28 protein-coding genes are annotated in these 25171 nt (G+C 72.4%); 9 read left to right on the top strand and 19 right to left on the bottom strand.

What is annotated here, in order from left to right; translation table 11 throughout:
* Positions 1-69: 69 nt before the first annotated feature.
* The 4 genes from IE251_RS05765 to IE251_RS05750 form a co-directional block, all read right to left on the bottom strand.
* Positions 70-426 carry a DUF2516 family protein gene (locus tag IE251_RS05765; RefSeq protein ID WP_037655358.1) on the bottom strand — a complete coding sequence of 119 codons (357 nt, stop codon included), beginning with the start codon at positions 424-426 and terminating at the stop codon, positions 70-72.
* A 95-nt stretch (positions 427-521) separates the two neighbouring features.
* The gene (locus IE251_RS05760; RefSeq protein WP_189751812.1) at positions 522-1121 is read right to left on the bottom strand and encodes a hypothetical protein; all 600 of its coding nucleotides are present in this window, start codon (positions 1119-1121) and stop codon (positions 522-524) included.
* An 80-nt stretch (positions 1122-1201) separates the two neighbouring features.
* Entirely contained in the window at positions 1202-1690 is a 489-nt protein-coding gene (locus tag IE251_RS05755) for a helix-turn-helix domain-containing protein (RefSeq protein ID WP_189751811.1), read from the bottom strand.
* 131 nt (positions 1691-1821) lie between these two features.
* The gene (locus tag IE251_RS05750; protein WP_189751810.1) at positions 1822-2679 is read right to left on the bottom strand and encodes a GNAT family N-acetyltransferase; all 858 of its coding nucleotides are present in this window, start codon (positions 2677-2679) and stop codon (positions 1822-1824) included.
* Positions 2680-2787: 108 nt separating this feature from the next.
* Here IE251_RS05750 and IE251_RS05745 point away from each other — a divergent pair, with 108 nt between their 5' ends.
* Both IE251_RS05745 and IE251_RS05740 read left to right on the top strand, forming a co-directional pair.
* Entirely contained in the window at positions 2788-3432 is a 645-nt protein-coding gene (locus IE251_RS05745; RefSeq protein ID WP_189751809.1) for a DUF6461 domain-containing protein, read from the top strand.
* A gap of 101 nt (positions 3433-3533) precedes the next feature.
* Positions 3534-5927 carry an ATP-binding cassette domain-containing protein gene (locus IE251_RS05740; protein WP_229896626.1) on the top strand — a complete coding sequence of 798 codons (2394 nt, stop codon included), beginning with the start codon at positions 3534-3536 and terminating at the stop codon, positions 5925-5927.
* Positions 5928-5980: 53 nt separating this feature from the next.
* Here the strand turns inward: IE251_RS05740 and IE251_RS05735 are convergent, their stop codons facing one another.
* From IE251_RS05735 to IE251_RS05725, 3 genes are read right to left on the bottom strand one after another with little or no spacing between them, the layout of a single operon-like run.
* Positions 5981-8035 carry a HelD family protein gene (locus IE251_RS05735; RefSeq protein WP_189751808.1) on the bottom strand — a complete coding sequence of 685 codons (2055 nt, stop codon included), beginning with the start codon at positions 8033-8035 and terminating at the stop codon, positions 5981-5983.
* Between the two features lie 49 nt (positions 8036-8084).
* Entirely contained in the window at positions 8085-8699 is a 615-nt protein-coding gene (locus IE251_RS05730) for a TetR family transcriptional regulator (protein ID WP_189751807.1), read from the bottom strand.
* 35 nt (positions 8700-8734) lie between these two features.
* Positions 8735-9325 (bottom strand): RsiG family protein, encoded by a 591-nt coding sequence (locus tag IE251_RS05725; protein ID WP_189751806.1) that lies wholly within the window; start codon positions 9323-9325, stop codon positions 8735-8737.
* Between the two features lie 158 nt (positions 9326-9483).
* Here IE251_RS05725 and dtd point away from each other — a divergent pair, with 158 nt between their 5' ends.
* The gene (gene dtd, locus IE251_RS05720) at positions 9484-9909 is read left to right on the top strand and encodes a D-aminoacyl-tRNA deacylase (RefSeq protein ID WP_189751805.1); all 426 of its coding nucleotides are present in this window, start codon (positions 9484-9486) and stop codon (positions 9907-9909) included.
* A gap of 83 nt (positions 9910-9992) precedes the next feature.
* Here dtd and ygfZ read toward each other — a convergent pair whose 3' ends face one another.
* The 6 genes from ygfZ to IE251_RS05690 form a co-directional block, all read right to left on the bottom strand.
* Complete coding sequence (gene ygfZ / locus IE251_RS05715) at positions 9993-10958, bottom strand: CAF17-like 4Fe-4S cluster assembly/insertion protein YgfZ (protein WP_189751804.1); 966 nt, start codon at positions 10956-10958, stop codon at positions 9993-9995.
* Between the two features lie 9 nt (positions 10959-10967).
* Positions 10968-11405 (bottom strand): Fur family transcriptional regulator, encoded by a 438-nt coding sequence (locus tag IE251_RS05710; protein WP_030792035.1) that lies wholly within the window; start codon positions 11403-11405, stop codon positions 10968-10970.
* Between the two features lie 16 nt (positions 11406-11421).
* Positions 11422-11997: a heme-binding beta-barrel domain-containing protein gene (locus tag IE251_RS05705; protein ID WP_181794626.1), complete on the bottom strand. Its 576-nt coding sequence runs from the start codon at positions 11995-11997 to the stop codon at positions 11422-11424.
* Positions 11998-12207: 210 nt separating this feature from the next.
* Positions 12208-13125, bottom strand: a complete 918-nt coding sequence (locus IE251_RS05700) for a hypothetical protein (RefSeq protein ID WP_229896625.1) — start codon at positions 13123-13125, stop codon at positions 12208-12210.
* Entirely contained in the window at positions 13122-13835 is a 714-nt protein-coding gene (locus IE251_RS05695) for a hypothetical protein (protein WP_189751803.1), read from the bottom strand. Before IE251_RS05695 ends, IE251_RS05700 begins: the two co-directional genes overlap by 4 nt.
* 77 nt (positions 13836-13912) lie before the next feature.
* Positions 13913-14596, bottom strand: a complete 684-nt coding sequence (locus tag IE251_RS05690) for a hypothetical protein (RefSeq protein WP_189751802.1) — start codon at positions 14594-14596, stop codon at positions 13913-13915.
* 238 nt (positions 14597-14834) lie between these two features.
* Here IE251_RS05690 and IE251_RS05685 point away from each other — a divergent pair, with 238 nt between their 5' ends.
* A complete protein-coding gene (locus IE251_RS05685) occupies positions 14835-15197 on the top strand; it encodes a DsrE family protein (RefSeq protein ID WP_030792016.1) in 363 nt (120 codons plus the stop codon).
* A 16-nt stretch (positions 15198-15213) separates the two neighbouring features.
* Here the strand turns inward: IE251_RS05685 and IE251_RS05680 are convergent, their stop codons facing one another.
* Positions 15214-15477 (bottom strand): DUF3099 domain-containing protein, encoded by a 264-nt coding sequence (locus tag IE251_RS05680; RefSeq protein WP_189751801.1) that lies wholly within the window; start codon positions 15475-15477, stop codon positions 15214-15216.
* A 137-nt stretch (positions 15478-15614) separates the two neighbouring features.
* Here IE251_RS05680 and IE251_RS05675 point away from each other — a divergent pair, with 137 nt between their 5' ends.
* From IE251_RS05675 to besA, 5 genes are all read left to right on the top strand, one after another.
* Positions 15615-16352: an LmeA family phospholipid-binding protein gene (locus IE251_RS05675; protein ID WP_189751800.1), complete on the top strand. Its 738-nt coding sequence runs from the start codon at positions 15615-15617 to the stop codon at positions 16350-16352.
* A gap of 220 nt (positions 16353-16572) precedes the next feature.
* The gene (locus IE251_RS42050) at positions 16573-16680 is read left to right on the top strand and encodes an Ms5788A family Cys-rich leader peptide (RefSeq protein WP_348273507.1); all 108 of its coding nucleotides are present in this window, start codon (positions 16573-16575) and stop codon (positions 16678-16680) included.
* 127 nt (positions 16681-16807) lie between these two features.
* The gene (locus tag IE251_RS05670) at positions 16808-17653 is read left to right on the top strand and encodes a sulfurtransferase (protein WP_189751799.1); all 846 of its coding nucleotides are present in this window, start codon (positions 16808-16810) and stop codon (positions 17651-17653) included.
* Positions 17654-17687: 34 nt separating this feature from the next.
* A complete protein-coding gene (locus IE251_RS05665) occupies positions 17688-17975 on the top strand; it encodes a DUF1416 domain-containing protein (protein WP_030792004.1) in 288 nt (95 codons plus the stop codon).
* A gap of 216 nt (positions 17976-18191) precedes the next feature.
* Positions 18192-19586 carry an L-propargylglycine--L-glutamate ligase BesA gene (besA, locus tag IE251_RS05660; protein WP_189751798.1) on the top strand — a complete coding sequence of 465 codons (1395 nt, stop codon included), beginning with the start codon at positions 18192-18194 and terminating at the stop codon, positions 19584-19586.
* A 59-nt stretch (positions 19587-19645) separates the two neighbouring features.
* Here the strand turns inward: besA and besB are convergent, their stop codons facing one another.
* The 5 genes from besB to IE251_RS05635 form a co-directional block, all read right to left on the bottom strand.
* Positions 19646-21202: an L-2-amino-4-chloropent-4-enoate dechlorinase/desaturase BesB gene (besB, locus tag IE251_RS05655; RefSeq protein ID WP_189751797.1), complete on the bottom strand. Its 1557-nt coding sequence runs from the start codon at positions 21200-21202 to the stop codon at positions 19646-19648.
* Complete coding sequence (gene besC, locus IE251_RS05650) at positions 21199-21966, bottom strand: 4-chloro-allylglycine synthase BesC (protein WP_189751796.1); 768 nt, start codon at positions 21964-21966, stop codon at positions 21199-21201. The genes besB and besC overlap by 4 nt, the downstream gene beginning before the upstream one ends.
* Before the next feature lie 77 nt (positions 21967-22043).
* Entirely contained in the window at positions 22044-22799 is a 756-nt protein-coding gene (besD, locus tag IE251_RS05645) for an L-lysine 4-chlorinase BesD (protein ID WP_189751795.1), read from the bottom strand.
* Positions 22800-23146: 347 nt separating this feature from the next.
* Positions 23147-23770: a histidine phosphatase family protein gene (locus IE251_RS05640; protein WP_189751794.1), complete on the bottom strand. Its 624-nt coding sequence runs from the start codon at positions 23768-23770 to the stop codon at positions 23147-23149.
* Positions 23771-23861: 91 nt separating this feature from the next.
* The gene (locus IE251_RS05635) at positions 23862-25169 is read right to left on the bottom strand and encodes a hypothetical protein (RefSeq protein ID WP_189751793.1); all 1308 of its coding nucleotides are present in this window, start codon (positions 25167-25169) and stop codon (positions 23862-23864) included.
* Between the last annotated feature and the right edge of the window lie 2 nt (positions 25170-25171).

The raw sequence follows: 25171 nt of genomic DNA, 5'->3' as shown, positions 1-25171 counted from the left end.
GCCGTTGCCGGGTGCGGGTGGAGAGCGGCGAACGGCCCCGGCGCCCCGCGGGCGCCCTTCGGGTCGCCGCTACCGGCCGCCGTTCCACGGCCCGTACGGACCGTCGCTGCTGCTCCCCCGGCCGCGGCGGCCCCAGCCGCGGCCGCCGCCCACCTGCTGGAGGGCGGGGCGGACGTCGACGAGGTAGACGATGCTGGCGACCGCGCCGGCGATCGGCAGGATGGACAGGATCGAGAACAGGTAGCTGACCACGAGCGCGATGCCGAGGATGATCAGCCAGAAGACCTTGTTCTGCTTGTCGGCGGCGCGGAAGGCGTCCTCCCGCCGGAAGGCGGCGTCGAACAGCCCGACCGCGGCCAGGGCCATGAGGATGATCTTCAAGATGCCCATGAACCCCGCGAAGCCCAGCATCAGCATGTCGCCCACCATCCGTTGATTCGCGAACCCCTGCTACGCCGCCACCGTACCCATAGAACGGGCCGGACACCCCCAAGGTGCCCGGCCCGTGACCGTCCGGCCGGTCACTCTCCCTTGGCCGACGGCGTGGTCTTCTTCGCGGTGGTGGTCCTGCGGGCGGCCGGCGCCTTCTTCGCCGCGGGCTTCTCCTCCGCGGCGGGCTCGGCCTCCGCTCCGGCCGGCTTCGGCTCGTCGTCGCGGACCTCGACCGGCTCCGGCTTGCCCTCGACGGCGATCGCCAGCTCCTCGATCTCCTCGGCGGCCTCGCCGCGCCAGGTCTTCACGGCCTGTTCGCCGTGCTCGGCGACCTTCTCGTAGGTCTCGCGGGCCTTGACGGCGTACTCGGCGGCGACGCCGACCCCGCGCAGGGCGAGGTCCTGGGCGGTCTCGCCCAGCTTCTTCACGTCGAGGGCGCCGATGAACTCGCCGACCTTGGCCTGAAGGGTCGCCTGCGCCTCCTTGGCGCGGGAGGCGGCCTTCTCCTGCACGGCCTTGGGGTCGGTGTTGCGTACGGCGTCGATACGGGCCGGGGCCTCGGCGCGCAGCTGCTCGACCAGGGCCGGCACCTTCTTGGCCTGCTGAAGCGCCAGGTCGGCGGTGCCGGCGGCGAAGTAGAGCGGGGTCGGGTCGCTGAGGGTCTTGCGCAGGTCGTCGGTGATGGCCATGGTGGTGATCCTCCCGGATCGGATTCGCGTTCGGCTGGGTTGACGAGGTCCGCGGCGGGCGTCCGAGCCCTGGTCCGGCTTTATCCGGCCGTCCGCCGCCGGCCTGCGCCGGTGTCGCTTCCGGCGGCATCGCCTCCGCCGGGCGTACTGCTGCCGCCGCCGGTCGCCTGGTCCGCGGTGCCGTCCCCGTCCCGCGCCGGCCCGGCCGCCTCTCCGGTCCCGAATCCGTTCTCCTTGCGGAAGGACTCGTAGATCTGGAGCAGCACCTGCTTCTGCCGCTCGTTGAGCGAGGGGTCGGCGAGGATGACGGCGCGCGTCTCGGCCTCGTCCCGGTCCCGCTCGGCGTCGAGGATGCCGGCGCGGACGTACAGCGTCTCGGCGGAGATGCGCAGGGCCTTGGCGACCTGCTGGAGCACCTCCGCGCTGGGCTTGCGCAGTCCGCGCTCGATCTGGCTCAGGTACGGGTTGGACACCCCGGCGGCGTCGGCGAGCTGCCGCAGCGACAGCTGGGCGTTGCGCCGCTGCTCGCGCAGGTACTCACCGAGATTGCCGACGTTCAGCGATGCCATGCCTCCACCTTGCCCGCCCTCGCTAACTTTTGCAAGCACCCGCTTGCAAAAGTGTGTCGCGCCCGGCGGGCGGGAGCGGACGACCGGGTGATGAGCCGGGTGCCGGGCGGGCTGGGGGGCCGGGTCCGGTCTCACGTGAAGTCGTGCACCGTGAACTCGGCGACCGGGTCGTAGCCGAGGCGCTGGTAGAGCGCGGTGCTGGTGGGGTTGGCCGGGTCCGCGAACAGGACGACCGTGTGCGCGCCCGCGGCCAGCGCGGCCCGGCCCACCTGCGCCGTCACCGCGCCCGCGTAACCGCGACCGCGCAGGGGGGCGGGCGTGTAGACGGGGTCCACCCGCACGTGACCGGCGACGATCGGGGTCGCGCCGGCCATGGAGACGGGTGTGCCGTCCGGGGTCTCCCAGAAGGTGAAGCGCTTGGCGGCGAAGCGGGTGGCGGGCCAGTCGGCGTCGTCCGCGGGGAAGTCCTCCCCGACGTCCGCCGTGAACGCGCGGCACCAGCGCACGAGGTGCTCGTGGTCCCGCTCGCCGACGGCCCGGGCCCGGCCCTCCGGGTGCGGGTCCGGCGGGGCCGGGGTGCCGAGCCGGTACAGCCGGACCCGCTGTGCGCGCAGGGCCGGGGTGGCGCCCGTGCGCCGCCGCCACGCCTCGGCGAAGGCCGCGGAGGTGTGCTGCTCGGCGCTGACCCCGGGGAGGACAGGGCGGAGTCCGGCCAGCCGGGCGGCGAGGCTGTCGGCCTGCTCCGGGGTGAGGACGGTGGGGCTCAGCAGACCCCGCGCCCCGCGGTGGAAGGCGGCACGGACCTCGCCCGACTCCTCCAGGTATCCGAAGAGCGGAACCGTGGACGAGGGCGGCGAGGGCGGCGAGGTCCGGGACGCGGTCACCGTCAGCGCCATGGTGTGCAGATCCGGGCGCGAGCGCAGGAAGTCCCCGGCCCGGGCGAGGAAGGCGTCGACGTCTTCGGTGAGGTGCCAGTCATCCGGTCGCATGCCGGAAACTTCCGCCGCGCGCCCCGCCCCAAACCCGCCCCGCCCCACCTCTCCGGGCCGGGCCGGACCGGAGAAGGAGTGTCAGTGGCATGCGCGAGGATCTCCCCCATGACCACGACGACCGCCGCCGACTACACCTGGTTCGAGGAGCGCTTCCCCGACCTCGCGGAGGCGTACTGCTTCACGCTGGTACGCGGCCTGCGGCCCGCCGAGCTGCTGGACCGCCTGGCCGGGCGCGCCGAGCCCGCGCTGACCGGCGCGTACGCGGTGGTCGAGGCCGCCTTCGACCTCGCCCGCGCGTCGGACGGCGGGCGGCAGCTGCTCGCCATGACGTCCGTCGGTGCCTGGACCCTGCTGATCGAGCCCAACGGCTACACCGGCGTCACCGAGGACCGGGCGCTGCCCGCCTCGGCCGGGACCCGCTGGGTGTCGCACTTCGTCAACATCAACGGCCTCGACGCGTTCCTGTGGGCCGAGGACACCGTGCGGCGCCTCTGGTTCGAGCCCGGGTTCCCCGACGAGCGCTGGGGCACCACGCCGGACGAGCTGCTGGACGCGATGCACGGCGCCGGCTTCCGCTTCGGGGACGCCGAGGTAGCCGAAGACGACGGGGTAGCCGAGGACGACGACCCCGGGACCGACCTGTCCGCACCGGCCGCCTTCGCCCTCGCCGAGCACCTGACCGGCGTCGCCGTCACGCCGGAACTGCTGGAGAGGACCACCTTCACCTGCGGCAGCGTCGGGACCCGGTGATCCGGGCGGCACGCCGGGCTCCCGTAACAGGGTCAGGAATGGAGAAGCGGGCGGGCGGGGCGCGCCGCTAGCGTGGCGGGGGTTTCACGGACGGAGAGGCGATGAGCATGACCACGAGGACGGACGACGCGCCGGTGCAGGCGCCGCACGCCGCCGACAGCCACGAGCTGATCCGGGTCCACGGCGCACGGGAGAACAACCTCAGGAACGTCACCGTGGAGATACCCAAGCGCCGGCTGACGGTGTTCACGGGCGTCTCCGGCTCGGGCAAGAGCTCCCTGGTGTTCGACACCATCGCCGCGGAGTCGCAGCGGCTGATCAACGAGACGTACAGCGCGTTCGTCCAGGGGTTCATGCCCACCCTGGCCCGGCCCGACGTGGACGTGCTCGACGGGCTGACCACCGCGATCATCGTGGACCAGCAGCGCATGGGCGCCGACCCGCGTTCCACGGTCGGCACCGCCACCGACGCCAACGCGATGCTGCGCATCCTGTTCAGCCGGCTCGGCACCCCGCACATCGGCTCGCCCAAGGCGTTCTCCTTCAACGTCGCCTCCATCAGCGGGGCCGGCGCGGTCACCGTGGAGCGCGGCGGGAAGCAGGTGAAGGAGCGCCGCGAGTTCAGCATCACCGGCGGCATGTGCCCGCGCTGCGAGGGCCGGGGCACGGTCACCGACATCGACCTGACGCAGCTCTACGACGCGGACAAGTCCCTCAACGAGGGCGCGCTCACCATCCCCGGCTACAAGCCCGGCGGCTGGAACCACCGCCTCTACACCGAGTCCGGCCTCTACGACCCGGACAAGCCGGTCCGCACCTTCAGCAAGCAGCAGCTGGACGACTTCCTGTACCGCGAGCCGACCCGCATGAAGATCGCGGGCATCAACATGACGTACGAGGGCCTCGTCCCGCGCATCCAGAAGTCCATGCTCGCCAAGGACCGGGAGGCGATGCAGCCGCACATCCGGGAGTTCGTGGACCGCGCGGTCACCTTCACCACCTGTCCGGACTGCGCCGGCACCCGGCTCAGCGAGGCCGCCCGGTCCTCGAAGATCAAGGGGATCAGCATCGCCGACGCCTGCGCGATGCAGATCAGCGACCTGGCCGCGTGGGTGCGGGAGCTGGACGAGCCGTCCGTGGGGCCGCTGCTCGCCTCGCTGCGCGACACCCTCGACTCGTTCGTGGAGATCGGCCTCGGCTATCTCTCCCTGGACCGGCCCGCGGGCACCCTCTCCGGCGGCGAGGCGCAGCGTACGAAGATGATCCGCCATCTCGGCTCCTCGCTGACCGACGTCACGTACGTCTTCGACGAGCCGACCGCCGGTCTGCACCCGCACGACATCCGGCGGATGAACGACCTGCTGCTGCGGCTGCGGGACAAGGGCAACACGGTGCTCGTGGTGGAGCACAAGCCGGAGGTCATCGCGATCGCCGACCATGTGGTGGACCTCGGCCCGGGCGCGGGTACGGCGGGCGGCACCGTCTGCTTCGAGGGCACCGTCGCCGGGCTGCGCGCGGCCCGTACGCTCACCGGCCGCCATCTGGACGACCGGGCCGCGCTGAAGGACGAGGTGCGCGAGCCGTCCGGCGCGCTGGAGATCCGCGGCGCCACGACCCACAACCTGAAGGGTGTCGACGTCGACCTCCCGCTCGGGGTGCTGACCGTGGTGACGGGGGTGGCGGGTTCCGGCAAGAGTTCGCTGGTGCACGGGTCGGTGCCGGCCGGCGCGGGCGTGGTCTTCGTCGACCAGGCCCCGATCCGCGGTTCGCGGCGCAGCAACCCGGCGACGTACACCGGGCTGCTGGAGCCGGTCCGCAAGGCGTTCGCCAAGGCCAACGGGGTGAAGCCGGCGCTGTTCAGCGCGAACTCGGAGGGCGCCTGCCCGGCCTGCAACGGCGCCGGAGTCGTCTACACCGACCTGGCGATCATGGCCGGGGTGGCCACGACGTGCGAGGAGTGCGAGGGCCGGCGGTTCGACGCCTCGGTGCTGGAGTACCGGCTCGGCGGCCGGGACATCAGCGAGGTGCTGGCGATGACGGTGGAGCAGGCCGAGGAGTTCTTCGGCAGCGGTGAGGGCCGTACCCCGGCCGCGCACCGGATCCTGCGGAACCTGGCCGACGTGGGCCTCGGCTACCTCACCCTCGGCCAGCCGCTCACCACGCTGTCCGGCGGCGAGCGGCAGCGGCTGAAGCTGGCCACGCACATGACCGACAAGGGCGGGATCTACGTCCTGGACGAGCCGACCACCGGCCTGCACCTGGCCGATGTGGAGCAGTTGCTCGGCCTGCTGGACCGGCTGGTCGACGCGGGCAAGTCGGTGATCGTCATCGAGCACCACCAGGCGGTCATGGCGCACGCGGACTGGATCATCGACCTGGGTCCGGGCGCCGGCCACGACGGCGGCCGGATCGTCTTCGAGGGCACCCCGGCGGAGCTGGTCGCGGCCCGCTCCACGATCACCGGCGAGCACCTGGCGGAGTACGTCGGCCGCTGAGCCCGTCCGGGTCCCGGAACGGCGTACGCCGGCCGCTGAGCCCGTCCGGGGTCTCAGAACGGCAGCGGGCGGGCGTGCACCACGTCCAGGCGGGACACCGCCCGGGTCAGCACCACGTACAGCCGGTGCGCGCCCCGCTCCTCCGCCTCCGCCACGGCGGCCGGTTCCACGGCGACGACGTGGTCGTACTCCAGGCCCTTGACCAGGCTCGCCGGGACGACGGCCAGCCGGGCGCCGAGCGCCTCGGGGCCGGCCGCGGCCAGGCCGGCCCCGGTCAGGGCCGCCCGTACCCGGCCGGCGTCGGCGTCCGCCGTGATCACGCCGACCGAGCCCTCCCGGGCGAGGGCCTCGCGGACGGCGGTCACGGTGGCGGCGAGCACGTCCTCGGCGGGCCGCAGGGTCAGCTCGCCGTCGGCGCGCAGCGAGGTGGCCGGGGGGACGGCGACACCGAGGCGGGCGAGCAGCCGGTTGGCCAGGTCCAGCACGGCGGCCGGCACCCGGAACCCGGTGGTCAGCGGCACCACGGCCGCGTCCGGCCGGCCCAGGTGACGCAGTTGTACGGACCAGTCCCGGGCGGCCCACGGGGTGGTGCCCTGGGCGAGGTCGCCGAGGACGGTGAGCGAGCCGAAGGCGGCCCGGCGGGCGATGGCCCGGCACTCCATCGGGGAGAGGTCCTGCGCCTCGTCCACGACGATGTGACCGTAGCCCTCGGGGTGTTCGATCAGCCCGGCCAGCTCGTCCAGCAGGACCAGGTCGGCGGCGGACCAGCGGGCGGACCTGTACGAGCGGGGCGGGCGCGGCCACAGCAGCGCCGCCTGCTCCCCGGGGTCCAGCAGGCCGTCGGCGGCGCGCGCCAACGCGTCGGCGTCGGTGAGGAGTTCGGCGAGCACCTCCTCGGGGCGGACCTTCGGCCACACCGCGTCGAGCCGCGCGGTCAGCGGCCGGCACCGTTCGACCCGGCGGACCCAGGCGGCGGGCAGCACCCCGGAGCGCCGTTCGGCCTGCTCGCGCAGCCGTCGTACGACCCGGGTGCGCACCCGTTCCCGCCCGACGGCGTACGGGGGTTCCTCGGCGCGGACCCCGGCCACGATGCCGGCCAGTTCCCCGGCGGACACCCGCCAGCGGTAGGAGCCGTCCGGCACGGCGAGGTCGGTGACGCGGTCGGTGGTGACCCGTGCGTACAGCGCCCGGCGCAGCACCTCGGCCATGCGCGGGTCGTGTTTGACGGCGGCCGTGGGCAGCGGGTCGGTGCCGGTGACCGGGTGGCGGGCCAGCTCGTCCAGCAGGGTGCTCTGGCGGTAGCCCTTGTCGGCCGTGCCGCGCCGGGCGGTCTCGCCGAGCGAGGGCAGCACCTCGGCGATGTACCGCAGGAAGGTCGGGTTGGGGCCGAGGATCAGCAGGCCGGAGCGCTGGAGCCGCTTGGGGTGGGTGTAGAGCAGGTACGCGGCCCGGTGCAGGCCGACGGCCGTCTTGCCGGTGCCGGGCGCGCCCTGCACGCACACCGAGTCGGTGAGGGCGGCGCGGACCAGGTCGTCCTGCTCGGGCTGGATGGTGGCGGCGATGTCCCGCATGGGTCCGACGCGGGGCCGCTCGATCTCGCGGGCGACGATGTCGCTGGTCCGTGCCTCGCCCCGGCCCAGGTGCTCGTCCTCCAGCGCGGTGAGGTCGGTGGCCTCGCCCCGGCTGCCCGGGGCCCAGCCGAAGCGGCGGCGCACCTCGACGCCCTGCGGGTCGGTGGCGTCGGCCTGGTAGAAGGCGCGGGAGACGGGGGCCCGCCAGTCGACGACGAGCGGCGGGGCGGCCGGGTCCTCGGTGATGCGCAGCCGGCCCACGTGGTAGCTCTGCCCGCCGTGCTCGGGGTGGCCGTCGGCGAAGTCGAGCCGGCCGAAGAACAGCGGGCCGGGCGGCAGTTCGCGCAGGGCCTTGGCCTGGCTGCGCAGCCGGTAACCGAGGACTTCGGCGTCGGCTCCGGAGGCGGAGACGTCCTCGCCCGTGACGACCTGTTCGGCGGCGCCGTCGACCATCGCGGCGAGGGCGGCGCGGCAGGTGTCGTGGTAGGCGCGCTCGGTGTGCAGGGCTTCCGTGAGGGCGGGGTCGGTCGACGTCATGCCGCCAGCGTACGACAAAACGTTACCGAGTTAAATTTCTTACCGAGTCTCAGCGGTCGGACCGCAGCTCCGGCAACGCCTCGGCCAGCCGCCCGAACGCCCGCTCGGCCGCCCGCACGGCATCCGGCGCGACGACGCCGACCGGCTCGCCCGCCGCGATCCGCCGCCAGTTCTCCAGGGCGAGGACCCGCTGGACGGCGATGATCTGCCCGGCGGCCAGCCGCGCCTCCAGATCGCCGCCGAGCGCCTCGGCGAGCGCCGCCTCCGACCGCTCCTGATGGGCGTAGGCCCGCGCCACCAGGGAGGGGGTGCCGTAGAGCAGCCGGTGGAAGGCGAGCACTTCGGGGTGGTCGTTCAGACCGGTCACCGGGTCGCGCCGCTCGAGTCCGGCCACGAAGTGCCGGCCCAGCGCGGCCACCGGATCGGCCGCCCCGGCCACCACCCGGGCCGCCTCCGTCTCGTGGTCCGCGATCCGGTGCAGGACCAGGTCCTCCTTGGCCGGGAAGTACCGGAAGAGGGTCGGCTTGGAGATCCCGGCCGCGGCGGCGACCTCCGCCACCGACACCGCGTCGAAGCCCCGCTCCAGGAACAGCCGTACCGCGATGTCCGACACGTCCTGGTACATCCGCTGTTTCTTGCGCTCGCGCAGACCCATCTCACCCATGGTGGGGAGCCTACGCAGACCGGCCCCGGCCGCGCTCAGGCCAGCAGGTCGTCCACTTGGGCCTCGCCCTCCCGGTACCGGCGCGCGATCTCCCCGCTGCAGTCGTCGGCGGTGCGCTGGAGCCGCTGGCGGCAGCGGGACACCTCCTGCTCGTAGCGGACCAGACGGCCCATGGCGGCGGTCAGCTCCGGGTCGGTGCGCGCCGTCAGGTCCGACAGCTCCACCTCGGCGAGCATCTCCGCGGCCAGCCGCCCGTACTCCTCGTTGTGCGGGGTGCCGAGCGTGACATGGCGGGCCGAGGACCGCTGCCGGGCCGGGGCGTCCTTCAGGATCTCCGCGAGACGGTCGACCACGGAGCCGTCGGCCGGCGCCGGCACGGACACCCGGCCGCGCCGCCCCAGCTCGGCGCGCAGGATGTCGATACGGCCCTGGAGCAGCCGCCGCACATAGCTGAGGTCCGCCTCGTCCCGCTGGGCGTCCCGGCGCAGGGCGCGCAGCTCGGGCAGGCTCAGCCGGGCCAGGCCGGGCTCGCCGGACCCGGGCTCCAGGGGGTCTTCGGTGCGCTGCGCGGGCGACCGGTGCGTCCCCTCGGTCCCCAGCCGCCCGCTCGTGCTCGGTGTGCTCATCTGCGTGACCGTCCCCTCGACCGGCGTGTGGGAAGCATCGTGCCACCCCAACCGACCGCTATGTGACCGAGAGCCCCCGAACGGCCCCAGATGGGGGGTAACGGATCCATATTGGTCCCCGTGCGGGCGGCGGCGGGACACCGGGCATGATGGGCGGCATGCGTGCGGTGGTACAGAGGGTGGACGGCGCGAGCGTCGTCGTGGACGGCGAGACGGTCGGCGCGATCGAGGGCGAGGGGCTGTGCGTCCTGGTGGGGGTGACCCACGAGGACACCAAGGAGAAGGCGGCCCAGCTCGCGCGCAAGCTGTGGACGATCCGGATGCTCCAGGACGAGCGGTCGTGCAGCGACACCGGGGCGCCGCTGCTGGTGATCAGCCAGTTCACCCTCTACGGCGACGCCCGCAAGGGCCGCCGCCCCACCTGGAACGCGGCGGCCCCCGGCGACATCGCCGAGCCCCTGGTCGACGAGGTCGTGGCCCAACTGCGCGCCTTGGGCGCGACGGTGGCGACGGGCCGCTTCGGCGCGCAGATGAGGGTGAACCTGACGAACGACGGGCCGTTCACGGTGCTGCTGGAGATGTGAAGCGCCCCGAAGGGGCGCGGGGCTGTGTCCGATATGCGGCTCCGCCGCGTGGGCGCGAGCAACCACAACGGCGCCGCACCCGGCTACGGCTCGACCACGACCTCCTGGGCAGCCGCCGTCTCTCCGGCCAGGAGCCTGGCGTCGACCGGTACGTTCCGCTTCACCAGCGCCAGCGCCACCGGCCCCAGCTCGTGATGGCGTACGGACGTCGTCACGAACCCGACCTTGCGGCCCTCGGGCCCCTCGTCGGCGACCCGGATCTCGGTTCCCGGCACCGGCAGGTGCACCTCGCTGCCGTCCAGGTGCAGGAAGACCAGCCGGCGCGGCGGCTTGCCCAGGTTCTGCACGCGGGCGACCGTCTCCTGCCCGCGGTAGCAGCCCTTCTGGAGGTGCACGGCCGTACCGATCCAGCCCAGCTCGTGCGGAATGGTCCGGTGGTCGGTCTCGAAGCCGAGCCGGGGCCGGTGCTGCTCGACCCGCAGCGCCTCGTAGGCGAGCAGCCCCGCGGCGGGGCCGTGCGACGCGGCGAAGGACTCCAGCTCCGCACGGGGCAGGAACAGATCACGGCCGTACGCCGTCTCGCGTACGACGACCCCGTCCGGCACCTCGGCGATGGAGCCGGCGGGCAGGTGGACCACGGCGATGTCGGCGGTGCGGTCGGCGACCTCGACCCGGTAGAAGAACTTCATCGACTCCAGGTACGCGATCAGCGCGTCCTGGGTGCCGGGTTCGACGTGCGCCCAGACGGTCGTACCGTCGTCCACCAGATACAGCGCGTGTTCGATGTGCCCGTGCGCGGAGAGGATCAGGGCCTCGGTGGCCTCGCCCGCGGGCAGTTCGCTGACGTGCTGGGTGAGCAGCAGATGCAGCCAGCTCAGCCGGTCGTCACCGCTGACGGTGACGACACCGCGATGCGACAGGTCGACGAAACCGGTGCCGTCGGCGAGGGCGCGCTGCTCGCGGAACAGGTCGCCGTAGTGGGCGGCGACACCTTCGTCCACACCCTCGGCGGGGACTGCGCCGGGCAGGGACAGCAGGGGGCTCTTCATGACGCAAGCCTACGACGTGGTACTTGAACCCTTCAGGGAGCAGTCCCGGCACCGGCCGAAGATCGCGAAGTGCTTCATGTCGGTGTCGAACCCGAACTGCTGCCGCAGCTTGGCCGTGAACTCGGCGGCCACCTCCACGTCCGCCTCGATCACGTCCTCGCAGTCCCGGCACACCAGGTGCAGGTGGTGGTGCCGGTCGGCGAGGTGGTAGGTGGGCGCGCCGTGCCCCAGATGGGCATGGCTGACCAGGCCCAGCTCCTCCAGCAGCTCCAGCGTCCGGTAGACGGTGGAAATGTTGACCCCCGACGCCGTCTTCCTCACTTCCACGAGGATGTCGTCGGGGGTCGCGTGCTCAAGGGTGTCGACGGCTTCGAGGACAAGCTGCCGCTGCGGCGTCAGCCGGTAGCCGCGCTGCCTGAGATCACTCTTCCAGTCGGTGCTCACCACACCGACGAGTCTAGGACTACTTGAAGAAAGCGATGCCGTCGTCCGGCATGTCGTCCGGGAGGGCCTTGGCCCAGCGTTCGACGTCCTCGGGGGTGACGACCTTCTTGAGCTGGGCCGACATGTAGGGGCGCAGCGGAACCTCGGGGGTCTGCTTCTCGCCCACCCACATCAGGTCGCTCTTCACATAGCCGTACAGCCGCTTGCCGCCGCTGTACGGAGCCGAGGCGGGGGTGCGGGCGACGGCGTCCGTCACCAGGTCGATCTGCGGCTTCTTGTCGGCCATCTCGCCGTACCAGATCTCGATGACACCGTCGTCGCGGGTCATCGTGACCTCGACCTTGCGGTCAGCGTCGATCCGCCAGAAGCCGGTCTCCGACTCCAGCGGGCGGACCTTGTTGCCGTCCTTGTCCAGCACCCAGGTGTGGGAGCGGTACTCCAGGAAGTCCCGGCCGTCGTGGGTGAAGCTGACCTCCTGACCGAAGTTGCACTTCTCCGAGCCGGGGAAGTCGTGCACGCCCGCGCCGGCCCAGTTGCCGAGCAGGAAGGCGAGCGGGACAAGGTCCTTGTGCAGGTCGGACGGGATCTCGATCATGAGCGGAGGCTTTCCTAGAGGGGGGTCAGCGCTGGCCCTGGTACAGCTTCTTCACGGTCAGACCGGCGAAGGCGAGCACGCCGACGCAGACCAGGACCAGCAGGGTTTCGAAGAAGATCTCCACGGGTGCTCCTTGAGCGAGGGTGGGCATACGACAGAGCCGGAGCCCAGCTTACGCGGCCGGGCCCCGGCCCTCCTGAGGAGGTCCGCTCAGCTGAGCAGCTCCGTCTGCAAGGTCACCGTCTGCCGGAACGGAACGGCGTCCACCCCGCCCTTCCGGGTCTGGGTGATCACCGCGATGGTGTCCCCTGCCGAGAAGTACGCCTGCCGCACCTGCTCGGCGCCGTACGGTTCGGTCTCCGTGTACGGGAAGAGGGTCACGCCCTTCATGTGGGCTCCCGGCGGAAACGTCTCGTCCAGTGCGTAGTACTCGGCACCGCGCACCGGGTAGGCGGGCGCCCCGGTGTTGGCGAGATCTCCGGCCAGCAGGGTCTCGGAGACGGCGGCGGTGCCGAACCGCAGCAGCCGGATCGTGGTGCGGGTGCCGTCCGGGGTGGTCCAGCCGCGGCCCGCGATGTGCCGCAGACCGTGGTCGGTGAGCTTCTGGGCCAGCTCCCGGCGCTTCTCCACGTCCGCGTAGTCGGCGAGGAAGTCCTTCACCGGCACCCACCCGTCCGTGCCGCGCGCTCCCGGTTCCACCGTCGCCCCGCGGGGCGCGGGCAGCACCAGCGCGCGCAGGTCGGTGTAGTGCGTGCCGGCGTGGTTGCCGGCTTCGAGGGGGCCGGGGCTGCCGGGCGGCAGTGGCGGCCGGACCAGCTCCGGGTAGTCCCATCGGCCGTCGGAGGCGGTGGCCAGGCCCGGCAGGTCCGTCCGCTCCATCCGGCTGATCCCGTACGCCGTCCCGGCCCCGACCAGGCAGAACACGGCCGCGACGGCGGTCCACCGCAGCGCCGCCCGCAGCGCCCTGCGGTCCTTCCGCACGGCGGCGGGCGGCGGCGGAACGGCGGGCAGCGGCGACCGGCCGGGCACCGTCTCGGGCGCGACCGCCTCGGACACCATGCCCTCGGACGCGACCGCGTCCTGCGGGACCGGCTGCCGCAGGGCCGGTCGCTGTGTCTGCTCGGTCATACGGCCTTCCCCGGGTCCTCGATGCGGTCGAACTGGGCGGCGACCATGTCCGCCGCCTCCTGCCGGTCCAGCGGCCCGGCCGCGGTCGTGGTGGTGAGGACCAGGACGTCTCCGACCGAGCCGGAGCACACCATCGCGCCGAGCCCCTCATCCGGGTCGGCCGGCGGCAGGAAACACGCGGCGTCGTCCTCGTGCCCCTTCACGGCCGGGCCCTCGCGCAGGGACCCCACGGATCCCAGGAGCCGTCGCCGGAGAGCGGCTTCGGAGTCCGCTGCCGGCCGGCCCGCCATCCGCACCAGCACAACCTGCGCCGTGAACTCCTCGCCGGACTCGGAGGAGGCCCCGGCGGTGCTCGCGTAGCTGCGCATCGCGATGCCCTTGACCGGTTCCCGGTCCAGCCGGCGCTCCAGCAGCAGCCGCTGGGACCGGGGCAGCCCGGCCAGCGACCGCTTGCGCTGGGCGGTCGCCTGGGCGCCGGTCAGTTCGGCGTCGGAACCGAATTCGTTCATGTCCGGGCCGGGCGCGTACCGCCCTTCTTCGTAGGGCAGCAGCAGCGTGCTCATCCCGGTGTCCTTGGCGGGCTTGCCCACCGACGCCTTGGGCAGCCGCCAGGTCGCGGCGCCCGGGTCGCGGTCGGCGCCGTGGACGACGACCGCGGTCCAGCTCACCCCCGCGACGACGGCGAGCGCCACCGCGGCACCACCCAGCATGGGGCCGATACGGCGCCGAGGGCGCCCGGGGGCGGGCCCGGCCGGTTCAGGAGCGGAGTTCTCGGGGCTTTCCGTCGTCACAGCCGCTCCATCTGCCGCTTCGCCAGGTCCATGATCGCCTTCTTCGGGACCGGCTTGGTGTCGTTGATCCAGACCTGCACGGAGACGTCCCCGCGCCACGCGTGCGCCCGTGCCTGGTACACCTTCACTCCGTCGCGGGTCCGGGGCATGCGGTACGTGTACGCCTTGCCGTCGCCCGTGCCGGGTATCGCCCAACTCTCGGCGTCGCTGTCGCGTCCGGCCCAGCCGTAGCTGTCCTCCGCCTCGTCCCGGGCGCCGAGCACCTCCTCCTGCCGGAACTGCAACAGCCGGACCTCGACGGAGCGGGTGCCGCCCTCGATCCAGGCGACGGCGGCGGCACGGCGGAACTCCGCTTCGAGCAGCCAACCGTAGCCCCCGGCCGGGTTGTTGTACGTCTCCGCCAACTGGGCCAGGCTCATCCAGCCGTCCTCGCCCACGAACCCCGCCGCGCGCGCCCCGTCCGGTTTCTTCAGCAGCAGCCGGCGCAGGTCACCATCGGTTCTGACCTTGCGGTCCCGCGCGACGGGCAGGGGCGCGGAAGCCTTTCCCGCGGCCTGCTCCAGCCTCGGCTGGGACAGCGGGGGCAGCTTGGTGGGCTCCCGGCCGGCCTGGATCTGGTAACCGGCGCAGAGGCCGGAGATGAGGCCGAGCACGGCGGCGCCGAGCAGGAGCGATGGCATCCGCCCCCGTCGCCGTACCGGCTCTAAGCCGGACCCGTCCGGGCCGGCCGGACCGTCCGGGGCACCGGTGTCCGCCGGCTCCGCACCGGTGCCCGCCGACTCCGCACCGGGTCTCGCGTACACGTCCAAAGGACTCCCCCCAAGGGATACAAGGAAGCGCGGCTTCCGTGGCCGCGCCGTCACAGCAAGACTCATGGCATGCACAGGCAGTTGCGGGCAAGCGGATTACGATTCGGGCATGGCGAAAAAGCTCGTTATCAAGGTGACGGCCGGTGCGGACGCTCCCGAGCGGTGCTCCCAGGCGTTCACGGTCGCCGCCGTGGCCGTGGCCAGCGGGGTCGACGTGTCGCTGTGGCTGACCGGGGAGTCGTCGTGGTTCGCGCTGCCGGGGCGGGCGGCCGAGTTCGAGCTGCCGCACGCCGCGCCGCTGCCCGACCTGCTCGAGTCGATCCTGGCGGCCGGGCGGATCACGCTGTGCACGCAGTGCGCCGCGCGCCGGGAGATCACCGAGAAGGACGTCATCGAGGGCGTACGGATCGCGGGCGCGCAGGTGTTCGTGCAGGAGGCCCTGGGCGACGACACGCAGGCGCTCGTCTACTGAGGCACCGGGGGGCCGCTCACGGGCGCGGGCGCTTCTTGCCGTCCAGTTCGTCCCACCACTCGTCCGACTCCGGGTCGCCCGAGGGGTCGTCCCACCAGCGGTCCTCCGGGCCCCGCCGGTTGGCGACCATCGCGGCGACCGGCGGGATGACCATGGCCACGACGCACAGGCCCACGGCCGCGGGCACCGACCAGATGCGTATGACTCCCCAGGCCAGGACGAAGAGGCCGATACACGTCCCCATCATGGCGAAGTAGATGTGCCGTCGCCGGGCGTACATAGCTCCAGAGTAGGTCCGGCCGGCCCTGTCACAACTGATCCACAATTTCCCGGCGGCCGGGCCCGGCGGGGTTACCGTGGCGTATCCGTAACCGTCGCCCGTCACCGCCGCCACCACCACCGACCCGGGGGAACCCCATGCGAGGCCTGCGCATACTGCTGATCGTCGTCGTGATCCTGGGCGCGCTGTTCGTGATCGCGGACCGGGTCGCCGTCCACTTCGCCGAGGGCGAGGCCGCGGACAAGCTGAAGGCCAACGAGCAGCTGACCACGACCCCGGACGTGGACATCAAGGGCTTTCCCTTCCTGACCCAGGTCGCGGGGGGTTCCCTGGACGACGTCGAGGTCGGGATCAAGGAGTACGACGCGGCCACCGGCGACGCCGGCCGGACGATCCGGGTCGAGGACCTGAAGGCCCATATGAAGGGCGTGGAGTTCTCCGGCGACTACAGCTCCGCCACCGCGGCCACCGCGACCGGCACCGGGACGGTCTCCTACGCGGAGCTGCTGAAGACCGCCAAGCCGGAGCCGACCGAGGTCGCCCCGGGGGCCAGTGCCCGGGTCACCGGGCTCTCCGACGGCGGCAACGGGAAGATCAAGGTGGCGGTGGAGCTGACCGCGCCCGCTCTCGGGATCAAGCAGACGGTGTCCGTGCTCAGTTCGGTGAGCGTGGTGGACGGCAAGGTCGAGGTGCACGCGGACTCGCTGCCCAGCCTGGCCGGCGCCGCGATGGCCGAGGACCGCATCCGCGCGATCACCGACTTCCAGCAGGCCATCGACCAACTGCCCGGCGGGATCAAGCTGGACAAGGTGCAGGCGGCGCCGGAGGGCGTCGAGATCAGCGTGAAGGGTTCGGACGTCCGGCTGGCGGGGTAGGCACCCCAGCGCCCACCCGCCCGGAATCCGGGGATGGACAGCGGGCGTCCGACTGGCGAGACGGGTGCGTCCGCACCGTAGCCACAGCCGAGTGCGCGAGCGTCCGGCGGCCCTTCCGGGGTCGGCCGGGCGCTCTTCTTGTACCGCCATTCGGACGATCGCGTCTCGCTATATGACACACCGGTGACAGGCCCGTCCGGTCGTCCCTACGATCGGCCCCATGCGGTATTCGACGAGCGTCCTCCAGCCGCGGGGACAGGCGGATCTCACCAAGCGGCGGGCAGTGGACCTGTGCCGCGTGGCCGCCATGCTCTGTCGCCCCTTCTGAGCGGAAGCCCCCGGCTCCCGCGTCCCTCATCCGCCCTGCCTCAGGGCATCCGTGTGCCGCTCGGGCACCGAGCGCACCCCTTTCCACCCCGCACGCCCCGCCGCGACTGCCCCGGAGGAGAAAGAGCATGAGCCGCAGCGACGTCCTGGTCGACGCCGACTGGCTCCAGGAGCACCTGGACGACCCGACCATCGCCATCGTGGAAGTGGACGAGGACACGTCCGCCTACGAGAAGAACCACATCAAGAACGCGATCCGCATCGACTGGACCAAGGACCTCCAGGACCCGGTCCGCCGTGACTTCGTCGACCAGGAGGGCTTCGAGAAGCTCCTGTCGGAGAAGGGCATCGCCAACGACCACACGGTGGTCCTCTACGGCGGCAACAACAACTGGTTCGCGTCGTACGCCTACTGGTACTTCAAGCTCTACGGCCACGAGAGCGTCAAGCTCCTCGACGGCGGCCGCAAGAAGTGGGAGCTGGACGCGCGCGAGCTGGTGGCCGGCGACGAGGTGCCGCAGCGCCCGCGGACCGAGTACAAGGCCAAGCCGCAGGACACCTCGATCCGTGCCTTCCGCGACGACGTCGTGGCGGCCATCGGCGCCCAGAACCTGGTCGACGTCCGCTCGCCCGACGAGTTCTCCGGCAAGCTGCTCGCCCCGGCCCACCTGCCGCAGGAGCAGTCGCAGCGTCCCGGCCACGTGCCGACCGCGAGGAACATCCCGTGGTCGAAGAACGCCAACGACGACGGCACCTTCAAGTCGGACGAGGAGCTGAAGGCCCTCTACACCGAGGAGAACGTCGACCTCGCCAAGGACACGATCGCCTACTGCCGCATCGGTGAGCGCTCGGCCCTGACCTGGTTCGTGCTGCACGAGCTGCTGGGCGTGGAGAACGTCAAGAACTACGACGGCTCCTGGACCGAGTACGGCTCCCTCGTCGGCGTGCCGATCGAGCTCGGCGCCAACAAGTAAGCCCGCCCCCCTCTCAACCCCTCAGGAGTACGACATGTGCGGAGCGAAGGCCGGCGGCCCGGACGCCTCGGCGATCAAGCCCGGTGAGACCACGATCCAGGGTCAGGTGACCCGCGACGGCGAGCCGGTGACCGGTTACGTCCGGCTGCTGGACTCCACCGGCGAGTTCACCGCGGAGGTGCCCACCTCCGCGACCGGCCAGTTCCGCTTCTACGCGGCCGAGGGCACGTGGACGGTGCGCGCCCTGGTGCCGGGTGCGACCGCGGACCGTACGGTCGTCGCCCAGAAGGGCGGGCTCGCGGAGGTCGCCATCGCGGTCTGAGCGGGCCGGCCGGGCTCGTACCGGCAGGACTCACAGTGACGGCTGAAGGGCCGCATCCCCGGGGTTGGACGCCGACGGGGGTGCGGCCCTTCGGCATGCGTCCACCTGTCGCGAAAAAGCGTGAAATTGATTATGAGATGACAGGGCGCATTCCAGCCACCACCGGAACGGGCGATTCCACTACCATTTCCCGGTCGCCACCCCTAATCTCCCCGTATGGCAGATTCCGGTTACACACAGATCCTGATCTACGCGCTCAACTACGCCGATCGCATGCTGGAAGAGGTGCCGTATCTGCGTTACTCCGCCGAGCGGAGCCTGGGTTTTCTGTGGAGCCTTCGCGACCCGGACGAAAGGGCCGTCGTCGTCACCTCGGAACCCGTCGACCCCTACACCCTCGAATATCATTTCCGGGACGTTTTCGGTTTCGACGACCGAATGATCGAAAGCGTGCGCGACCGGCTGACCCTGCTCACCCCGGGCGCCCGCCGCCCCCGCCCCCTGGACGACCTGGTCCTCGGCGACGACGGACTCGTGGCCACGCTGCGGGACGCCGTCGGCAAGACCGCGCGGGCCGACATCGTGCACTTCATGGCGTCCGAGGCGCTGGACGAGCTGGCCCGCAGGATCGGGGCCGGCCTGGACGAGGGGCACGCCTCCCTGGCCGCCCGCTGGGGCAGCAAGGCGGGCAGCAAGGAGATCCTGCTGCGCGCCGGGGTGCCGGTGCCCGGCGGCGGGGCCGAGGCGCTGCGCGGCGAGGCCGAGGTGGCCGCCGCGATCCGCCGGCTGGCCGGCGGCCCGGACCGGCCCCGGCACGTGCTGGTGAAGGTCAGCGCGAGCACTTGGGCGGCCTCGGTCGGCAATGTGCTGATCGACTGCGAGAAGTACGCCCGGACCGGTGACCTGCTCGGCTCCGCCGAGGTCCTGCGGATGTCCGCCGACGAGTTCCGCCGGGAACTGGCCGGCGAGGGCGTGATCGTGGAGGAGTTCCTGGAGGGGGTCACCTCCTCCCCCAGCGGCCAGGGGTACGTCACCGCCGATGGCACGGTGAAGGTGCTCGCCTGCCACGACCAGGTGCTCTCCGGGGGCCAGTACTGGGGCTGCCGGTACCCGGCGGAGGAGCGGTGGCGGCCCGCCCTCGTGGACGCGGTGGACCGGACGGGCGCGGTGCTCGCCTCGCTCGGCCACCGGGGCAGCTTCGGCGTGGACTTCGTGATCGCCGGGGACCGCGGGCCGCTCGCCGTGGAGATCAATCTGCGCAAGGTCGGCCCCAGCCATGTGCTGCGCTACGCCGAGGCCCTGGTCGGCCGGGACGTCGGCGCCGACGGACGGCTGCGCCGGCCGGACGGACAGGCCATGTGCTACGTGCACGGACGCATCCTCGACCCCGAGGCGCTGGGCCGGCTCGACCCGCGGACCGCGGTGGCGCGGCTGCGCGCCGAGGACCTGCTCTACCGCCGGGACCGGGGCGAGGGCGTCGCGCTGCACGTCCTGGGCGCGCTGAAGACCTGCGGCTTCGTGGAACTGACGGCGCTGGCACCTACGTTCGACGCGGCCGAGCGCTACACCGAGGCCGCCCGGTCGGCGCTGCTGCGGCCCGCCGAGGCATGACGGCGGGGCGGGTCCCCGGGCAGCCGGGGACCCGCCCCGCCCTCTCCCTCCGGCGCCGGTCAGTCGGGGCGCAGGGCCCGCTCGAAGGTCTCCGCGATCAGCTCCGGCGGCTCGGTGCCGACGGAGACCCGCAGCATGTCCCGGTGCAGCCCCCGCTCGCGCAGCGCGGCCCGCCCCGCCGGGGTGGTGAGCAGGTCGTAGTGCGCGATGAAGACCTGCGGGGACGCCATGGTGAACTCCGCGCCGAAACTGGGCCCCTTGGCCACCGCGAGCCGGTCGTAGACCAGCTCCAGGGGGACCTTGAGATCCACCATCAGCAGCCCGCCGGGCCCGCCGGAGTCCCGCGCCACCTTCCGGTAGTTGGCGGCGGACCGGGCATCGAGCGCCCAGCCGATGTCCCGGACCACGTCCGGGTGGCGCTCCAGGCACTCGGCGAGGGCCAGGGCGTTCGCGTTCACCCGCGCCATCCGGTCCGCGTAGCCGCGGATCCGGGCGGCCACCCGGGCCGTGTCCCGGCGGTAGGGCTCGTCGCCGTACCGCGGCAGCACTCTCAGCAGGTCCGCCGCGAACGGCGAACCGGGGGCGACCACCACCGCGCCCGTCAGCACGTCCGCCGACCCGGTGGCGTACTTGGTCAGGCTCTCGCAGACCACGTCGGCGTACGGCACCACGTCGACGTTGTGCGGGGTGGCGATCGTGGCGTCCACGACCAGCGCGCAGCCGGCCCGGTCGGCGATCTCGCGCAGCGCCGGCAGGTCGGGCACGCCCATCCCCGGGTTGCTCGGGACCTCCGCGATGATGCCGGCCAGTTCGCCCGCGTGCGCGGCGGCCACCCGGGCGACCTCCGCCAGGTCGAAGGGGTCGGGCACGGTGGTGTGCTCGGCGTCCACGACCTTCTTCTCGAACAGGTGCATGGTGTCGAAGAAGATCCAGCCGAGCTGGAGCCAGCGGCGCCGGCCGCTGTCCCGCTGGATCTCCGTGATCGCCTCGACGGCCGCCGCCACCGCGTTCATGCCGCTGTTGCGCAGCGCCACGTACCGCGGTCCGGGCACGCCGTAGGCCCCGGCGAGGACCTCCGCGACGGCCCGCGCGGGCGAGTCGTCCGCCGTCTCCTCGGGCTGCCGGCCGTCGATCAGGCCCGCGTCCCACAGCACGTCCTCCGCCTGCCGCGAGGACAGATGGCCGCCGGTGTGCATGACGTGGGCCCGCGCCCGCGCGGCCCCCGGCCCCCCGGCGGGCAGCCGCACCCCGGACAGGCCGTGTCCGCCGAGGGTGACGTCGCGCGCGGCGCCCGGCGGCAGGCCGGCGTACGCCGCGGCGGCCCGCGCGGCCCGCGCCGAGCGGGTGAGCAGCAGCGTCCCGTCCCGCTCCCCGCCCGCGTCTTCCCGGGCGGCCAGCTCCGCCACCCGGACCACGTACGGGTGGGGGCGGAAGCGCGGGTAGCCCCAGGAGATGCGGCTCAGGGTGGCCGCGTCGTTCGACTCGTACCCGATGACCGACGCCACGTCGGGGATCGAGACGGACACCGAGTGCACGGAGCCGGGGACGGGCCGGCCGGCGGCGATGTGCCGCAGGCCGTCGGCCGACCCGGTGGTGCCGGATACCGCTTGGCTCATGCGTCGAGGCCCACGAGCCGCTGCACGCCGTCCCAGTAGTCCTCCACCAGCCCGAGGAACTCGTAGGCGCCGGCCTCGAACTCGGCGCGGGTGGCGGGCGAGTGGACGTAGGGCGCGATGGCGTTGAAGACGGAGTTGCTGTGCCCCACCTCGACGTCGATGTGCAGCTGCCAGAAGTGGCGCAGGTCGTCGTCGTAGCCCTGGTTGCGCAGCCCGTCGTTGATCTTCGACACCATGATGGACGACATGGTCTCGTCGGCGTACAGCGCGCCGAGGGCCTTGTGGATCGGCGACTCGGTGTACAGCACCCGGATGCCGTCGTTGAGCCGCTTGGTGACCTCCAGCGGCTCGTAGGCGTCGAGGTGCTCCTTGTCGATGCCGATCCGGGCGAGGAAGTCGGCGAAGAGCGTGGAGTGCGTGACCTCGCCGCCGACCTCGTCGGCGACGTTCAGGATGATCTCCCGCAGGATCATCTCGTCCCGCGTCTTGACCGCCATTCCCGTGATGTAGAACGGGAGATAGCGGAAGAAGTAGTAGCACTCGCTGTACATCAGGCGCTCCTGCTCGGGGGTGAGCGCCGTGGTGCGGTAGGCGTTCAGGTACGGGTGCTCCACGCCGCGGTGCGAGGCGATTTTCGCGAGCACGCCGTCCAGATAGTCCTTGATCTCCGGGTCCTGTACGGCGATCCGCCGGCGGATTCCGGGCTCCACGTTGTCGAAGTGGTCCGTCAGCGGCTTGGTTTCCGGGGTGTTCAGATCGGTCATGGTGATCCCTCGTCGCGGGGGAAAGCGGGGGAAAGCTCTGCTTCAGGCCCTTGCCGGGCCGCGGGTACGGTGGCCGGTCAGTCCTCCAGGGCGGCGGCCGCCGGCACGTCGGCGTCCTCCCACCAGCGGTCGTCGCCCTGCAGCTCGCGCCGCAGGTCCCGCTCGCCCGCCCAGGTCATGTTCAGGATGATGCGGGTGGCGTCCTCGCGCAGCGGCACCGTGCGGTGGAGCGTGGTGTCGGTGCGCAGGAAATACACGTCGCCCGACTGGAAGTGGTACGTGTGGATGGGATTGTCGACGAGATACTGGTGGATCCGCGGATCGGACTTGTCCCACTCCGTGTGCGGTACGCACTGGAGCATGCCGCCGATGTCGATGGGCGGGGCCTGAAGCACCCAGATGAGGGCGAAGCTGAAATCGCCCCAGTGCCAGCCGTGCGTGTCCCCGCTCCGTTCCTGCCGGGTGATGAGGAATTCCTCGTCCGCCTTGGGGCAGGGGTGCAGTTTCTCCCCGGCTATGCGCTCCAGCGCGCCGAGCAGTTCCGGATTCGCGTAGACCGAGGTGACCAGCTCGCTGTTGCCCGCGATCGTCTCGCTCTGCACCACGGACATCGAGCGGCGGGTGTATCCGGTGGTCTGGAGGCGGAGATCGCGCCGCTCGGCGTATTTCTCCAGCAGCCGGTCCGCCTCCGCCCGCACGCTTTTGCGGACGTCTTCCCGAATCAGATCGGTGACGGTGACGATGCCGTACCGGTGGTAGTGATGCGCCAAACGGCGCAGTGCGCCTTGCTCCAGGGAATTGACGACGGTGCTTTCCTGCCCATTGCTGCTCACGTTGATCTCCCATGCTCGGCTGGGGATTTCGTGCTCGGCGAAGACGACGCGCGTCTGGGCCCGGCGAAGACTCCTGAAGAGGCTAGATAGGCCCCAGAGCCTGATCAACGGGTGCTGAATCGAAAGGTGCGATTTACGGCCAAGAGCGTCTACCGGAACAGAAACGATCAGGGAAAACGCAGGTCGGCGGACCGGTGGCGGTGCTATGGATCACCGGGGGAATTCACCCGGATCGCCGGCCGGTCCGCACAGTCGGCACCGCCCGGGGCGGAAGGGGCCGGTGTGACCGGGTTGATTGGCCCGATGCGTCCGGCCCCATATGCCGAGGGCAAGGGCCCGGTCCCGGTTCAGACGCGCAGCTCAGGAGCGAAGCCGGTCCAGCGCAGATCCGTGGGCAGGTGCCGCATGTCGTTCGAGACGAGGACGGCGGCGGGCCGGCCCGGCGCGTAGCGGATGACCGTGAGTGCCGCGTTGGCGTGGTTGAGGCCGAGCCAACGCCACTTCGGTGCCCGCATGGCGTCCCGGACGAGCCAGGCGACCAGAAAGTTATGGGTGACGACGAGTTCGTGCCGGTCCTCGTCGGCTGCCACCGCCCCGGTGAACAGCTCCAGGGCCCGGCGGGCCAGCGCGGGTCCGTGCTTGCGCTCCTCGTCGGTGGCTCCCTCGAGGAAGCGGAGACAGAAGTCCGCCGACTCGGCCGGCAGCTCGTCCCTCTCCGGCAGGTGGGGCACGTAGTCGCCGGCCGCTTCCGAGACGTGCAGCGGGACACCCTTCAGGTGCTCGCCGATCAGGCGCGCGGTCTGTTCCGCCCGTGGCAGAGGGCCGTGGTGAACAGCGGTGAAGGGGACGTCCCGGAGGCGCCGGCCGAGCAGTGCGGCTTGCCGTCGGCCGCGCTCCGTCAGTCCGCTCTCGTCCGGGAGTGCCTCGCCGTGCCGGGCGAGATACAGGTAACGGGTGGCCGTGCCGGTCATCTCGTATTCCTTCGCGCCCGCCAAAGATCTTGTACAGCGACGGACGCCGCCCCCTGAGCCCCGGTTCCCCGGTTCTCAGGGGAGACGGGTTCTAGCCCAGCGCGCGGCCCAGCACCCACACCACGGGGGCCGCCGCCGACAACGGCAGGGCGACGCCCGCCGTGAAGTGCACGAAGCGGGACGGGTAGTCGTAGCTCGCCACCCGGTGGCCGATCAGCGCGCACACCCCGGCCGCCGCGCCGAGGACGGCGCCCTTGGTGCCGAGGCCGGTCATGCCGCCCACCACGACGCCCGCGCCCGCCGCCGCGAGCAGTCCGGCCACGACCCGGGCCGGACCCGGCAGCGGCAGGGCACGGGCCACGACCGCCGCCGCGACGGCCGCCGCACCCACCGACACCTCGTGGGAGCCGGCGGCCAGATAGCCGGTGGCCAGCACCGCGAGGGCCGCCGAGACCACCGTCGCCATCAGGCCGTACATCCGCTCGTCCGGCGAGGCGTGCGAGCGCAGCTGGAGCGCGAGGGAGAGCAGGACCCACAGGCCGAGCGAGCCGAGGATGGCCACCAGGGCGTGGTCGCGGCCGGCCGCCAGGACCGCCACGTCGGCCGTCAGCGCGCCCGCGAAGGCCAGCGCGATGCCCTGCCGGGCGGGCCACATGCCGTTCAGCCGGAACCAGCCCGCGGCCGTCACCGCCTGGAGCACGACCAGGGGTACCACCAGGGCGTACGACGCGATGGGCGCCGCCGCGGCCAGCAGCAGGCCCAGCAGCGCGGTGAGCGCCGCCGGCTGCATGCCGGGCTCGATGATCGGGGACCGGCCCTCCAGGCGGGCCCGCTGGGCGTCGGTGATCCGCGCGTTCCCGGCGAGGGTGGCGGGGCCGTAGGCGGGCTCGTCGGAGGGGCCGGCGGAGCCGGTCGCGGGGGGAGCGGGGGGTACGGAGGCGGCCGGGGCCGGCGCCGGTGCCGGGGCGGGGGCGGGGGCCGGCTCGGGTTCCTGCACCGGCGGGTACGCCCCGTACGAGCCGCCGTACGAGCCGCCGTACGAGCCCGTATGCGCCCCGGTGTGCGCCCCTTCATACGCTCCCGCGTACGGGTCGGCGTACTGCTGGGGCTGCTGCGGCTGGGGCTGCGGCTGCTGATAGCCGGGGTTCTCGTAGTACCCCTGCGGCTGCTGGTACCCCTGCTGCTGATACGCCTGCTGCTGCTCCTGCCGCGGCAGGTACGACGTCTCCTCCGCCGGCACCGCCGCGTGCGTCTGGGTCTCCCAGGTCTGGCCCTGCCACTGCTGGGTCAGCTCGGGGTCGTGGCCGTACTGCTGCTCGTGTCCGGGCCACTGCTGCTGCGGCTGCTGATAGGGGTCGTAGCCCTGGTGGGGGCCGCCCTGGTACGGCTGCTCGGTCATGC

It is taken from the genome of Streptomyces eurythermus, assembly GCF_014649115.1.
GTDB classification, from domain to species: Bacteria; Actinomycetota; Actinomycetes; order Streptomycetales; family Streptomycetaceae; genus Streptomyces; species Streptomyces eurythermus.
Note: the sequence above shows the minus strand (reverse complement) of the source record. Positions and strands in the feature narration are given on the sequence as shown.